Origin of the sequence: Salinisphaera aquimarina (genome assembly GCF_042643355.1) — a bacterium.
GTDB lineage: Bacteria > Pseudomonadota > Gammaproteobacteria > Nevskiales > Salinisphaeraceae > Salinisphaera > Salinisphaera aquimarina.
The window spans coordinates 1,112,322-1,125,417 of sequence record NZ_JBHRSS010000003.1; the positions used below are offsets into that span (position 1 = coordinate 1,112,322).

Consider the following 13,096-nt stretch of genomic DNA (forward strand, 5'->3'; position numbering starts at 1 on the left):
GCGCGTGGGCGGCGGGGCGTCAGCGCGCCATCATGATTTGCAGGCGCGACCCCACGCGCTCGGCGCGGTCGGACACGGTGCCGATCCAGTCGATCACCTGATAGAGAAACATCACTTCCAGCGGCGGCAGCTCGGATTCCTGATCGAGCAGGCGATGGCGGATATCGATCTGCTCGTTGTCGGCGCGTTTTTCGAGCTTGCCGATCTCGACCACCATGTCGCGGATCATCTCCGAGACATTGCGCCCGAAGCCCGACTCCAGCAGTTCATCGAGTTCCTCGAGCACCTTGCGCGCCTGATGAACCGAGGCGATGGTCACCTGCATGTAGTCGTTGATCGGCTTGAGCAGCGCCGGTGGGAATTGCATACGGCGCCCGGTCATCAGGCCGGCGATGTCCTTGATCTTATTGATGATCTTGTCCTGTGCCTCGATCAGCTCCAGCAGGTCGGAGCGAGAGATAGGCAAAAACAGGGTACTCGGCACGTTCAGCCGAATCTGATCCTTGAGATCGTCGGCGTGGTGCTCGCAATCCGAGATTTCCCGGTACAGCACCTCGGCGCGGTCCCAGTCCCCGTCCGAACTCACCTTGAAGAACTCGGTGAGCAGATCCGCCCCGCGATCGACCTGGCGAATGTGCTCGGTCAGCGCCTCGAACGGCGAACGGCCGAACAGGCGGGACAGCGGACTGCTTTTGCTGGGGTCCATGACGGGGCCTCCGGGCGGATTATGCGGTGGATTATAAAGGTAAAGGCTGCCGACACGCCTGCGACATGCACGCGCGTGACTCTTTCAGGCGGCGGGCCGGGCGACAGGAATGGTCAGTCGAGCTCGTTGAAATAATAGTGATGGGCGGTGTGGCAGCAGCTTTCCCGCCATTCCACCGGCCGATTCTCGATATTGAGCGCGAGCCGGTCGATCGCCAGCAGCGGCGTGCCGATGTCGACACCGAGAAGCTCGGCCTCGGTCGTCGTGGCCGCGGTCGCGCGCAGGCGTTCGGTGGCATGCACGATCATGACCCCGTATTCGGCCTCGAAGAACTCGTAGAGCGTGTTCGGCACCTGTTCCAGCGGCCGGCTCTCCAGCCCGGGGAACAGCGTGGTGGGCACGGTCAGTGACTCACTGATCACCGGCCGACCGTCAAGCTGGCGCACCCGGCGGATACGGGTGACCGGGGTGCCGGCCTCCAGGGTCAGGGCATTGCGCTCGGCCGCGGTCGCCGTGCCGCTGCGACAGCTGATCACCCGGCTGTCCGGGAGCTGGCGCTCGTTGGCATCGCTCATCAGATGAAAGAACTGGAAGAGCGAACGCTGCTGGCTGTGCCGCGCAGCGAAGGTGCCGCGCCCCTGGCGACGCTCGACGAGATGCTCTTTTTCCATCGCCGTCAATGCCTTGCGCACCGTGCCCTGGCTCACGTTATAGCCCTGGGCGAGCGCAATCTCGCTGGGCAGGGCGCTTCCCGGCGGCCATTCATTACTCGCAAGACGTCTTACCAGCAGCGTCTTGATCTGCTGGTAGAGCGGCGCGTAACGCGGCGAGGCGGGGTCGGTCATGGGCTGGGGCCTGCATGGATGGGGTTTTCGAGCATAGAGGATTCATCGCATGTTGACAGTCTTATATAAGACATATTACAACAGATACCCGTCGCGACACGATTGCCCAACAACACAAGAAGGAGAGCAGCTGATGGAGACCCACTTCCTGGTCCACAACAAGGTCGACAAGGTCGGCGTTGTGGTGGTCGAAGGCATAAAGGCCGGGCAGAAGCTGTCGGGCTGGCTGATGGAGAACGACGACACGATCGAACTTCAGGCCAATCACGACATCCCGATCGGTCACAAGATCGCGCTCGACGATATTGCCGACGAAGACACGATCATCGAGTACGAGAACGACATCGGCCGCGCAGTGGCCGCGATCACCAAGGGCGATCACGTCCACGTCCATAACATCAAGACCAAGCGGTGGTAGACATGAGCAAGCGCACTTTCCTGGGCTACCGGCGCGAGAACGGCCGCGTGGGTATCCGCAATCACGTGATCATCCTGCCGCTGGATGACATCTCCAATGCCTGTTGCGAGGCCGTGGCCAACAACATCAAGGGCACGATGGCGATCCCGCATCCCTACGGGCGCCTGCAGTTCGGCGCGGATCTGGATCTGCATTTCCGGACCCTGATCGGCACCGGCGCCAACCCCAACGTGGCTGCCGTGGTGGTCATCGGCATCGAGCCGGGCTGGACCCAGCGCGTGGTCGACGGCATCGCCAAGACCGGCAAGCCGGTGGAAGGCTTTGCCATCGAGCAGCACGGCGATATCAACACCATCGGCCGCGCCTCCTGGACCGCCAAGAAGTTCGTACAGGACGCCTCCGAGAAGCAGCGCGAGGAATGCGGTATCGACGAATTGTGGATATCCACCAAGTGCGGCGAATCGGACACCACCTCGGGCCTGGCCTCCTGCCCCACGGTCGGCAACCTGGTGGACAAGCTGGTGCCCGAGGGCGCGACCATGTGCTTCGGCGAGACCTCGGAGATCACCGGCGCTGAAATGGTCTGCGCCGAGCGCGCGGCCGACGAAGCGACCAAGAAGAAGTTCCTGGACACCTGGGGCAGCTACAACGACTTCATCAATCGCCACAAGACCAACGACCTGTCCGAATCGCAGCCGACCAAGGGCAATATCGAAGGCGGCTTGTCGACGATCGAGGAAAAGGCCTTCGGCAATCTGGCCAAGATCGGCCACAAGACGTCGTACATCGACGTGCTCGAACCGGCCGAGGAGCCGGCCAAGGGCCCGGGGCTGTATTTCATGGATACCTCGTCGGCCGCGGCCGAATGCGTGACGCTGATGGCCGCGGCCGGGTACGTGGTGCATCTGTTTCCGACCGGCCAGGGCAACATCATCGGCAACCCGATCGAGCCGGTGATCAAGCTGTCGGCCAACCCGCGCACGGTGCGCACCATGGCCGAGCATCTGGATCTGGACGTCTCCGGCATCCTGCGTCGCGAGATGGATTTCGACCAGGCCGGCGATGCGCTGATCGACTCCGTGATCGATACCTGCAACGGCCGCCTGACCTCGGCCGAGGCGCTGGGTCATCGCGAGTTCGTATTGACCAAGCTGTATCGCAGTGCCTGAGCGAAGGCAGGGTTGCAGCCAGCGCGGGGGCGCATCATGAGTGACGTGGTGATCAGCGAGTTCATGGACGAGGCGCCGGTGGCCGATCTTCGCCAACGCTATGAAGTCCGCTTCGAGCCCTCTCTGGTCGAAGATCGGCCTGCGCTGCTTGCCGCAGTTGCCGCGGCGCGGGCGCTGATCGTTCGCAACCGCACCCGGGTGGACGCCGAACTGCTGGATGCCGCGCCCGACCTCGAGGCGGTCGGGCGTCTCGGCGTGGGTCTCGACAATATCGATCTGGAGGCCTGCCGGGCACGCGGTGTACAGGTGCTGCCGGCGACCGGGGCCAATGATGTCGCGGTGGCCGAGTACGTGATCGCCACCGCCCTGCTGCTCCGGCGCGGTGCTTATACGGCGAGCGCGTCGGTGGCGCGCGGTGAGTGGCCGCGGGCGGCGCTGATCGGCCACGAGGTCGCCGGCCATACCCTCGCGCTGGTTGGCTTCGGCGGCATCGCACGCCAGGTGGCCACACGGGCGTCAGCGCTGGGCATGAACGTGGTCGCACATGATCCCAACATCGCCGCCGACGATGCCTGCTGGGCGCAACTCGACGTCCGTCCGCTGGATTGGGAGGCGCTGCTCGAGCAGGCGGATGTGCTGAGCCTGCACGTGCCCCTGATCCCCGTCACCCGGCATCTGCTGGATGCCACGGCGCTGGCCCGGATGAAAGCCGGCGCGGTCGTTATCAACACCGCCCGCGGCGGGGTGATCGACGATGCAGCGCTGGCCACGGCCCTGGGCGAGGGCCGTATTGCCGCGGCCGCCATCGATGTGTTCGAGGACGAACCGTTGCCCGCGGATTCGATTTACAGCGGGGTCGACAATGTTCTACTCACCCCGCATATTGCCGGGGTGACGGTGGAGTCCAATCAGCGTGTCAGCCGTGTCACTGTCGACAACGTGTTGCGCGCACTCGCCGGGGAAACCGCATGAGCCGGGTCGAGGCGAAACATCTGCAGATATTGGCCCGTGATGCGCTGTGTCATGCGGGCACCGCGCCCGCCAATGCAGAATGCGTGGCCGAGGCCCTGGTGGCCGCGGAACTCGACGGGCTGGCCTCGCACGGGTTGTCGCGGTTGCCGGCCTATGCCGATCAGGCCGTCAGCGGCAAGGTCGACGGCGCGGCGGTGCCGCGCATCCTGCGTGAAGCCGCTGCGGCCATCGTCATCGATGCGGGCCACGGGTTTGCCTATCCGGCCATCGACTATGGGCTGAGCGCGGCGATCCCGCGGGCCCGCGAGGCCGGCGCTTGTGTGCTGGCGATCGCCCATTCGCACCATGCCGGGGTGCTCGGTCATCACGTCGAGCGGATCGCCGAGGCCGGCCTGATCGGCCTGGGTTTCACCAATTCCCCGGCCGCGATCGCACCCTGGGGCGGCAGCCGCGGTCTGTTCGGCACCAATCCGATCGCGTTTGCGGCGCCGCGCACCGACGCGCCCCCGATGGTGATCGACCTGTCGCTCAGCCGTGTCGCGCGCGGCAAGGTCATGCTCGCCAAACAGCGTGGCGAACCGATCCCGCAAGGCTGGGCCCTGGACAGGGAGGGCCAAGTCACCACCGATGCGCAGGCCGCTCTCGACGGCACCATGGTGCCCGCCGGCGAGGCCAAGGGGGCGGCGCTGGCGCTGATGGTCGAGATCCTGGCCGCCGCGCTGACCGGCTCCAGCTACGGCTACGAGGCCAGTTCGTTCTTCGAGGCCGAAGGCGCGCCGCCGGATATCGGCCAGAGTTTCATGCTGATCGATCCCGAACGTATCGCCGGCCCGGCATTCGGCGCCCGGCTGGAGTTGTTGCTGACGGCCATCGCCGAGCAGCCCGGGGCCCGTATTCCCGGTGCCCGCCGCCATCAGACCCGTGCCGAGACGGCACGTGACGGCGTCGAGATCAGCACGGCATTGTTATCCGAGTTGCGGCGCCGGGCGGAGGCCGCACCGCATACAGCCTGAATTCCTGACAAAAGGGGAGAGCGAGCAACCGACGACACAGATGACAGCCGCCGGCGTCTTTATCGAAATACAGGCGCCGGCAACGACAACAACATGCCTAAAAAAATAAACAGGTGCAGGAGGAGACTCATGACGATCAAGACAATCGCAGGTGCGTTGGCCATAGGTGCCGGACTGGCGCTGGCCGGGCTGGGAACAAGTAGTGCGCTGGCCGCCTCGGCCGGGGATTATCCCTCGCGGCCGGTTCATTACATCATTCCGTTCGGCCCCGGCGGCGAATCGGATATTACCGCGCGGCTGCAGCAGCCGATCTTCCAGCAGATCACCGGTCAGGACATGGTGGTCGAATACAAGCCGGGCGGCGGCGGTGCCGTGGGCTGGTCGCAGCTCAATTCCAGCAAGGGCGACGGCTATACGATCATGGGCAGCAATCTGCCGCATATCATCGTCAAGCCGCTGATGGGCAGCGTCGGCTTCGAGACCGACGATCTGGTCAACGTATTCATGTTCCAGTACACACCGGACGCGATCGTGGTGAACAAGGACAGCGAGTTCAAGACGCTGGAAGACCTGATCAAGTACGCCAAGGCCAATCCCGGCCGGCTGACACTGTCCGGCTCCGGTACCGGCACGGCCAATCATCTGGCCAACGTGCGCTTCAACAAGCTCACCGACACCAAGACCACCTATATCCCGTTCAAGGGCACGGGCGCGGCCTATGCCGCCATGCGCGGCGGCCAGGTCAAGGCCGAATGGGGTTACAGCACGGTGGCGGCCAATCATCCGGATGAAGTGCGGCTGCTGGCGGTATCCACGGACGAGCGTCTGCCACTGTTCCCGGATGTGCCGACCCTCAAGGAAAAGGGCATCGACATGGTCGGCGGCGCCTATCGCGGGGTCGCGGTGCCCAAGTCCACGCCGGAGCCGGTCCGCCAGAAGCTGTCGGACCTGATCGGCGAGGTGAATGCGAGCGACAAGTTCAAGCAGGAGATGAAGGATCGCGGCTTCGTGTTGCTGAACGTGCCGTACGACAAGATCGACGACTTCATGGCCGAGAAGACCAAGGTCTACACCGATCTCGCCACCGAGGCGGGTCTGATCAAGTAGGGCGATTCCGCGCGCCCGGCGTTCGGCCGGGCGCGTCCCAACTCTGACCCGGAGACCCCGCATGTTTCACGTGGAGCATATTCTGGCCGCGTTGACCCCGCTGCACCTGTTGCTGGCGGTGATCGGCGTGACCGCGGGTACCGTACTGGGCGCCATCCCCGGCCTGACCGCCACCATGGCGATCGCCGTACTGGTACCGCTGACCTTTTCCATGGACCCGACTTCAGCGCTGCTGCTCATGGGCGCGATCTATACCGGGGCCATCTATGGCGGTGCCTATGCCGCCATTCTGCTGAATACACCGGGCACGCCTTCGGCGATCGCGACCACCTTCGATGGCTTTCCCATGGCCAAACGCGGTGACGGCGATCTGGCCGTGACCATCGCCTGTCTGTCGAGCGTGGTCGGCGGCCTGGTCGGGGCCGCGGCGCTGCTGTTTCTGGCGCCGCCGCTGGCCAAGGTCGCGCTGGCCTTCGGTCCGGTCGAGTATTTCTGGCTGGCGATCTTCGGGCTGACCCTGATCTCGGCAATCTCGGCCGGGCAACTGCTCAAGGGGTTGATCGGTGCTTCCTTCGGGCTGGTGCTGTCCTGCGTCGGCGTGGCGCCGATCAGCGGCGCGCCGCGTTTCACCTTCGAGACCAGCACCCTGCTGGGCGGTATCGATGTGGTCTCGGGGCTGATCGGGCTGTACTGCATCCCGGTGCTCATCGATCTGGTTGCCCGTCCCGAGCGTCATCTGGAAATCCAGGCCGAATCGCGCGGCTATCGGCTGGCCGAGGCGGTGCGTTCCTGTCTGAGCAACTGGGGCAATCTGGTCCGCTCGTCTCTGCTGGGCGCCTTCGTCGGCATCCTGCCGGGGGCTGGCGGCTCGATCGCGGGCCTGGTGGCCTATTCCGAGGCCCGCCGCTCGTCGAAGACGCCGGAACGCTACGGCAAGGGCGAGCCGCGCGGTCTGCAAGCCAGCGAGTCGGCCAACAACGCGACCGTCGGCGGCGGCATGATCCCGACCCTGGTGCTGGGTATTCCCGGCACGCCGCCGGATGCGGTGATCCTGGGGGCCTTGCTGGTGCAGGGTATCCGTACCGGCCCGGCCATGTTCCAGGACAACGGTGGCAGCATCGTCTACACCTTCATCTACGGCCTGTTCATCGCCACCCTCATCATGCTGCCGATCGGCCTGCTGATCGGCCGTTATGCGTTCAAGTCGATCGTGACCTTCCCCAAGGCGGTGCTGGTGCCGATCGTGGCGTTCATGACCATTCTCGGGGCCTATTCGATCCGCAACTCGCTCTCGGACGTCATCATCATGATCGCGCTCGGCGTGATCGGCTGGTTCCTGAGTCGGCTCGGCTTCAAGCCGTCGCCGATCGTGCTCGGGCTGATTCTCGGACCGATCGCCGAGCAGGGCTTCGTGCAGGGCTGGATGATCGGCGGCGCCACCGGCGATCCGCTGTCGATTTTTCTCTCCGGTCCGCTGGCGATCACCATCGTCGTGCTGATCGTGTTTTCCCTGTTCTATCCGCTGATCGTCGGCCACCTGCGCCGACGCAGCCCGCCCGGAGGGCCGAGCCATGGCAACGACATCCCCTGAAGATCGCAACGATGTCCGCGGCACCCTCGGCGGGCTGCTGTTCATCGTCGTCGGCCTGATCTGCTGGTGGGATCTCGCCGATACACCGAGTGGCCCGGCCGTGGTCTTTCCGCATACCGTCATCGGTCTGATGGTAGTCTTCAGCGGCCTGCTGATTCTGCGTAACATGATCGGCTTCGCCGCGCCGGAGGAACGCGAGCCGTCCGGCTCGGTGCCACGCCGTGTCGGCCTGCTTGTGGCCATGATCGGCGGGACGCTGGCCATGCCCTGGGTCGGTTTCGTGATCGCCGGGCTGGCCAGCTATCTCGCGATCATGGCCGTGGCCATGTACGAGCGCTGGACCTGGTCGCGGCGTCTGCTCTATCCGCTCAGTGGCGTGATCGTCGTGGTCGGCTTCTATTTCGTGTTTCAGGGGTTTTTCCAGGTGCCGTTGCCGGAGCCGCGCTGGTTTACCCTGCCTTTCTAGACCTTTTCAGGGAATTGTTCATGCGTATTGTGGAAATTCGCGACGCGGTCGCGCCTATCGCCTCGCCGATTCGTAACGCCTTCATCGACTTTTCGAAGATGACGATCAGCGTCATCGCTATCGTCACCGACGTCATCCGCGAAGGCGAGCCGGTGATCGGCTACGGCTTTCACTCCAACGGCCGCTATGCCCAGCAGGGCATTCTGCGCAGTCGGTTGATCCCGCGCCTGCTCGAGGCCGAGCCGGACACGCTGCTCAACGACGCCGGCGACAACCTCGATGCGCATCGGGTCTGGGCCCGCTTCATGCACAACGAAAAACCGGGCGGCCACGGCGATCGCGCGGTCGCCGCCGGCGCGCTCGACATGGCGGTCTGGGACGTGATCGCCAAGATCGAGGGCAAGCCGCTGTGGCGGCTGCTCTCGGAGCGCTACAATGACGGCCGCTACGACGAGCAGATCATGGTCTATCCAGGCGGCGGCTATTATTACCCGGGCAAGGAAATCAGCGGCCTGCAGGACGAGATGCGCGGCTACGACGCGGCCGGCTACCAGGTCGCCAAGATGAAGATCGGCGGCGCCGATCTGGAAACCGACTTGGCCCGCATCACTGGCGCGCTGGAGGTGCTTGGCGACGGCCAACGCCTGGCGGTGGACGCCAACGGCAAGTTCGATCTCGACACCGCGCTGGCCTATGCCAGGGCCATCGAGCCGCTCAACCTGTTCTGGTACGAGGAAGTCGGCGATCCCCTCGACTATGCCCTGCAGGCCGAGCTGGCCGAGCACTACCCGGGTGCGATGGCCACCGGCGAGAACCTGTTCTCGACCCAGGATGTCTGCAATCTGATCCGTTTCGGTGGCATGCGCGCCGATCGCGACTGGATTCAGGCCGACCCGGCCCTAGCCTATGGCCTGACCGAATACCTGAACCTGATCGAGGCTACCGAAGCCCTCGGCTGGCCGCGCCGCCGTCTCATGCCGCACGGCGGCCACCAGCTGGCGCTGAGCATCGCCGCGGGCCTGCAGATCGGCGGTACCGAATCCTATCCGGCAGTGTTCCAGCCGTACGGCGGCTTTGCCGACGATATTCCCATCGTCGGTGGCTATACCTCGCTGCCCGACAGCCCCGGCATCGGTATGGAACACAAGCCGAAGATGCTGGCGGCGTTACGCGAGCATCTCGAACTCGAGGTCGGCTGAGACGCCGCTAGTCCAGATGCCCGTGGCGGCGTGAGACTTCGGCGAGGGCGGACAGATCCAGTTCGCCCTCGCCGGCAGCGAGAGCTTCGGACAAGCGCTCGCGCACGGCCGCGCCCACCGGCATGGCCATGTTCTCGGCGCGTGCGGCCGCCAGCGCAAGGTCCATGTCCTTGGCGCCGAGCTTGAGCTTGAAGCCTTCCGGGTTGTCGTAGTCACGCTTGGCCATGGCCGGTGCATAGCCCTGATAGGCCGGTGCGGCGAATACGGAATGGGTGATGATGTCGAGGAAATCGCCGGGTTCGATGCCGTATTTGGCGGTCATCGCGGCGGCTTCGCCCATGGTTTCGACTGCCGTCATCAGCATGTAGTTGGTCGCCAATTTGATGACGTTGGCTCGATAGGGCTCGCTGCCCGCCGGCCAGACTTTGGCGCCCATTGTGTCCAGCGCGGGCCGTGCGCGCTCGATGGCCGCGTCGGCCCCGGCGGTCACGATATTGAGCTTGGCGGCCTTGGCGATATCGGGCCGGCCGAGCACGGGCGCGGAGATATAGGTCTTGCCGGCTTTTTCATGCCGATCGGCCATGTCACGGGCACAGGCGACCGACACCGTGGCCATGTTCACGTGCACGGTGTCGTCGCCCATGGCTTCGATCAGGCCGTGCTCGGCGACCACCGAGGCCAGCGCGTCGTCGTCTGCCAGCATCGTGATCATCACATCGCAGGCCGCACAACCGGCCGGCGTGTCCGCCTGGGTGGCACCCGCCTCGACCAGCGGGGCGCACTTGTCCGCGCTGCGATTCCAGACGGTGACGTCGAAATCCGCGGCCACGAGGTTCTGGGCCATGGGCGTGCCGATGGCACCGAGTCCTATGAATCCGATCTTCATTTCGTCATTCCTTTGAAAGCCATTCAAGCCAGTTTATCTGCGGACAATAAAAATTGGCGGCGGCGGCGTTCAGACCGCCGGATCCCAGACATGGGGTAGAAAACGATAGCCGTCACCGTCCTCGACTACATGGCCGATGCCGGGAAAGTCGATGTGGTGACCGGCGATCATCTCTCGCGATTGGGCCACTTCGACCAGGATATCGCGCCGTGTACGGCTGGCCTGATCCGGGTCGGTATCGAAGATCACCCCGGTTTCGGGCCGCGCCAACTGGATATGCGGCAGATGCACGATGTCGCCCCAGATCAGCAGGCTGTCGCCGTTTGATTCGATGCGATAACCGCTGTGGTGTGGCGTATGGCCGGGCAAGGGCACGCGGGTGACGCCAGGCAGGACCTCGGTGCCTTCGAGAGGCTGAACCTGCGAACGGACTGCATCGAGCACCCGGTGGGCCGCGGCGAACTGCCGTGTCTGGGCCGCCGATGCGTCGGCGGGCACATCGCCGCCCCAGTAATCGAGTTCTCCCGAAGGGATGAGCACGGTGGTTGCGGGGAACATCGGCCTGTCGTCGGTATCGATGAGCCCGCCGACATGGTCCGGATGCACGTGTGTGATCAGCACGGTGTCGATATCGTCCGGCGCTAGCCCGAGCGTCTTCAGGCCGTCCATCAGCATGGGAGTGAAATCGCCCGCCAGCGCGCCATAAGCGGTATCGATCAAAATCTTGCGATCCCCGGTGTCCAGCAGATAAGCGTTCACCGTGATGCGTGGCGGCGTGGGTCGGCGGCTGGCGTCGTGCAGGCGCGTCGCTTCGGCCTCGTCGATATTGTCGAGCAATGCGAACGCGCCCTGAATATAGGCGTCCTGAATCGTGGTCACGACAAAATCGCCCACGCGCAGATGATGCACATTGGCAGGCTGGCGGGTCGGTTGATCGCTCACGGGCAGTCCTTGTCGTTTGCAGCAACAACGACTGTTACCTGCTGGCGATCGCCGCGTCTTGCAAGTCCCGGGCTGGCTTTCGTCGTTACGTCCGGGTAGGTGAGGCCCGGCTAGCCAGCCCGCTCGTGACAGGCTGGCCCCGGTCTGAACCCTACCGAAGTCGGCCCAGCTTCAAGCTATGTGGCTACGCCAACGTTTCCTCGAACAGCGTCGACAGCCGCTTGTAATGCCGCGCATCGGCAGCCTCGTCGTAGGCCGGTACATCGGCGGCCGTATAGCCGTGGGGCGAGCCAGCATACAACTCGGTGGTGAAATGCACGCCTGCGTTGGCCATTGCCGCGTCCAGGCGCGCGATCTGCTCCGGCGGCAGGTGATCGTCCTTGTCGGCATGGCCGAAATAGACTTGCGCTTTCACCTTGTCTGCGACGTGCATCACGCTGCTGGTATCGTCCTCGACGGCGAGGCCGGCCGAATGAAAGCCCGCTGCCGCGGCGACACGTTCGGGGTGATCGGCTGCCATGCGCAACGCAAACGAGCCGGTCAGGCAATAGCCCACCGCGCCGACAGGCCCATCCGCGAACTCGGCTTCGGTATCGATGGTCGCCAGATAGGCCGTGGAGTCGCGTTTCTGCGCGTCCGGGGTGAGCTTCTTGCTGAGTTCGAACAGGCCGGGAAGCACGTCATCGTCGCGAAACGACTTGCCCTCCGGCACCGGCGAGCCGGCACCGTCGCGATAATAGATGTTGGGCATGAGCACGGCATACCCGTCGTCGGCGATGGTCTGGGCCTTGTCGAAATAACACGGCCGCAGGCCGCCGATATCGGTCAGTAACACCACGGCCGGCAACGGCTCGCTGGCGTTATCCGGTGTGAAGATATGGGCGTCGATGGTGCCGTCGGGCGAAGAAATCTCAATGGCGCGGCTCATGCAAGGCTCCGATACAAAGGAAAATCGGCTTCTGTTGTAACCGCCTGGGCCGCGCCATGCAATGACGACATCGCCTGCGTGCAGAGTTCTCTACAGATGCATGCCGCCCGAAGCCTCGATGCGCTGGCCGTTGATCCAGCGCGCATCCTCGGACAACAACATGGCCATGGCGCTGCCGATCTCCTCGGGCTCGCCGGGGCGGCCGAGCGCGGTGATCGACGACACGAAGGCGTTGACCTCGGGGTTGTCGCGCACCATGCCGCCGCTGAAATCGGTGGCGATGGCGCCCGGCGCAATCACGTTGACCCGGATACCGCGCTCGGCCAGTTCGGCCGCCAGATAGCGCGTGAGCACTTCGATCGCGCCCTTGGCGGCGCCATACACCGAACTGCCTTTCATGGAGAATCGCGCCAGCCCGCTGGATACATTCAGGATACGGCCGTTGTCGGCGATCAGCGGCAGCAGACTCTGGGTGAGAAAGAACGGCCCTTTCAGATGCGCGTCGATGATGGCGTCGAACTGCGCTTCGGTGGTCGTGGCGAACGGCTCGTGCAGGCTCATACCGGCGTTGTTGAGCAGGCCGTCGAGGGTTTCACGCTGCCAGGTGTCGGCCAGCACGCCGCGCACGGTGGACACGAACTCGGCGAACGAGCGGGTCTGGCCAACATCGAGCGGCAGGGCCACTGCCCGCCGGCCCAGCGCTTCGACCGCAGCGACCACGGCCTCGGCTTCGGCCTGCTGGCTGCGATAAGTGATGATCAGGTCATGGCCGCGTTCGGCCAGATGCAGCGCCGCGCTCTTGCCCAGGCCGCGGCTGCCGCCGGTGATGAGAGTAATACGATCCATGGGTGCCT

General features: G+C 64.6%; 14 protein-coding genes. 8 read left to right on the top strand and 6 right to left on the bottom strand.

Translation table 11 applies throughout. The annotated features are described in order from the left end of the window. Positions 1-19 precede the first annotated feature (19 nt). Positions 20-706: a TIGR00153 family protein gene (locus ACFOSU_RS08630; protein ID WP_380688480.1), complete on the bottom strand. Its 687-nt coding sequence runs from the start codon at positions 704-706 to the stop codon at positions 20-22. Between the two features lie 113 nt (positions 707-819). Next, positions 820-1,551: a GntR family transcriptional regulator gene (locus tag ACFOSU_RS08635; protein ID WP_380688482.1), complete on the bottom strand. Its 732-nt coding sequence runs from the start codon at positions 1,549-1,551 to the stop codon at positions 820-822. 133 nt (positions 1,552-1,684) lie between these two features. On the opposite strand from ACFOSU_RS08635, the gene ACFOSU_RS08640 reads away from it, so the two are divergent. From ACFOSU_RS08640 to ACFOSU_RS08675, 8 genes are all read left to right on the top strand, one after another. Next, positions 1,685-1,969 (top strand): flagellar biosynthesis protein FlgA, encoded by a 285-nt coding sequence (locus ACFOSU_RS08640; protein WP_380688484.1) that lies wholly within the window; start codon positions 1,685-1,687, stop codon positions 1,967-1,969. Positions 1,970-1,971: 2 nt separating this feature from the next. Next, positions 1,972-3,138: a UxaA family hydrolase gene (locus ACFOSU_RS08645; RefSeq protein ID WP_380688486.1), complete on the top strand. Its 1,167-nt coding sequence runs from the start codon at positions 1,972-1,974 to the stop codon at positions 3,136-3,138. A 36-nt stretch (positions 3,139-3,174) separates the two neighbouring features. After that, a complete protein-coding gene (locus tag ACFOSU_RS08650) occupies positions 3,175-4,110 on the top strand; it encodes a hydroxyacid dehydrogenase (RefSeq protein ID WP_380688488.1) in 936 nt (311 codons plus the stop codon). Further along, positions 4,107-5,123 carry an Ldh family oxidoreductase gene (locus ACFOSU_RS08655; RefSeq protein WP_380688490.1) on the top strand — a complete coding sequence of 339 codons (1,017 nt, stop codon included), beginning with the start codon at positions 4,107-4,109 and terminating at the stop codon, positions 5,121-5,123. The genes ACFOSU_RS08650 and ACFOSU_RS08655 overlap by 4 nt, the downstream gene beginning before the upstream one ends. A 129-nt stretch (positions 5,124-5,252) precedes the next feature. After that, positions 5,253-6,230, top strand: coding sequence for a tripartite tricarboxylate transporter substrate binding protein (locus ACFOSU_RS08660; protein WP_380688492.1), 978 nt, complete (start codon positions 5,253-5,255; stop codon positions 6,228-6,230). 61 nt (positions 6,231-6,291) lie between these two features. Further along, positions 6,292-7,821 (top strand): tripartite tricarboxylate transporter permease, encoded by a 1,530-nt coding sequence (locus ACFOSU_RS08665; RefSeq protein ID WP_380688494.1) that lies wholly within the window; start codon positions 6,292-6,294, stop codon positions 7,819-7,821. Next, positions 7,802-8,287, top strand: a complete 486-nt coding sequence (locus ACFOSU_RS08670) for a tripartite tricarboxylate transporter TctB family protein (protein WP_380688496.1) — start codon at positions 7,802-7,804, stop codon at positions 8,285-8,287. Before ACFOSU_RS08665 ends, ACFOSU_RS08670 begins: the two co-directional genes overlap by 20 nt. 20 nt (positions 8,288-8,307) lie before the next feature. After that, positions 8,308-9,486 carry an enolase C-terminal domain-like protein gene (locus tag ACFOSU_RS08675; RefSeq protein WP_380688498.1) on the top strand — a complete coding sequence of 393 codons (1,179 nt, stop codon included), beginning with the start codon at positions 8,308-8,310 and terminating at the stop codon, positions 9,484-9,486. Positions 9,487-9,493: 7 nt separating this feature from the next. Here ACFOSU_RS08675 and ACFOSU_RS08680 read toward each other — a convergent pair whose 3' ends face one another. The 4 genes from ACFOSU_RS08680 to ACFOSU_RS08695 all read right to left on the bottom strand — a co-directional run bounded on the left by ACFOSU_RS08680 (position 9,494) and on the right by ACFOSU_RS08695 (position 13,088). Next, positions 9,494-10,372 (bottom strand): NAD(P)-dependent oxidoreductase, encoded by an 879-nt coding sequence (locus tag ACFOSU_RS08680; protein ID WP_380688500.1) that lies wholly within the window; start codon positions 10,370-10,372, stop codon positions 9,494-9,496. 69 nt (positions 10,373-10,441) lie between these two features. Further along, positions 10,442-11,314 carry an MBL fold metallo-hydrolase gene (locus ACFOSU_RS08685; protein WP_380688502.1) on the bottom strand — a complete coding sequence of 291 codons (873 nt, stop codon included), beginning with the start codon at positions 11,312-11,314 and terminating at the stop codon, positions 10,442-10,444. 184 nt (positions 11,315-11,498) lie between these two features. Then, positions 11,499-12,242: a dienelactone hydrolase family protein gene (locus ACFOSU_RS08690; RefSeq protein ID WP_380688503.1), complete on the bottom strand. Its 744-nt coding sequence runs from the start codon at positions 12,240-12,242 to the stop codon at positions 11,499-11,501. A 90-nt stretch (positions 12,243-12,332) separates the two neighbouring features. Then, complete coding sequence (locus ACFOSU_RS08695) at positions 12,333-13,088, bottom strand: SDR family NAD(P)-dependent oxidoreductase (RefSeq protein WP_380688505.1); 756 nt, start codon at positions 13,086-13,088, stop codon at positions 12,333-12,335. Between the last annotated feature and the right edge of the window lie 8 nt (positions 13,089-13,096).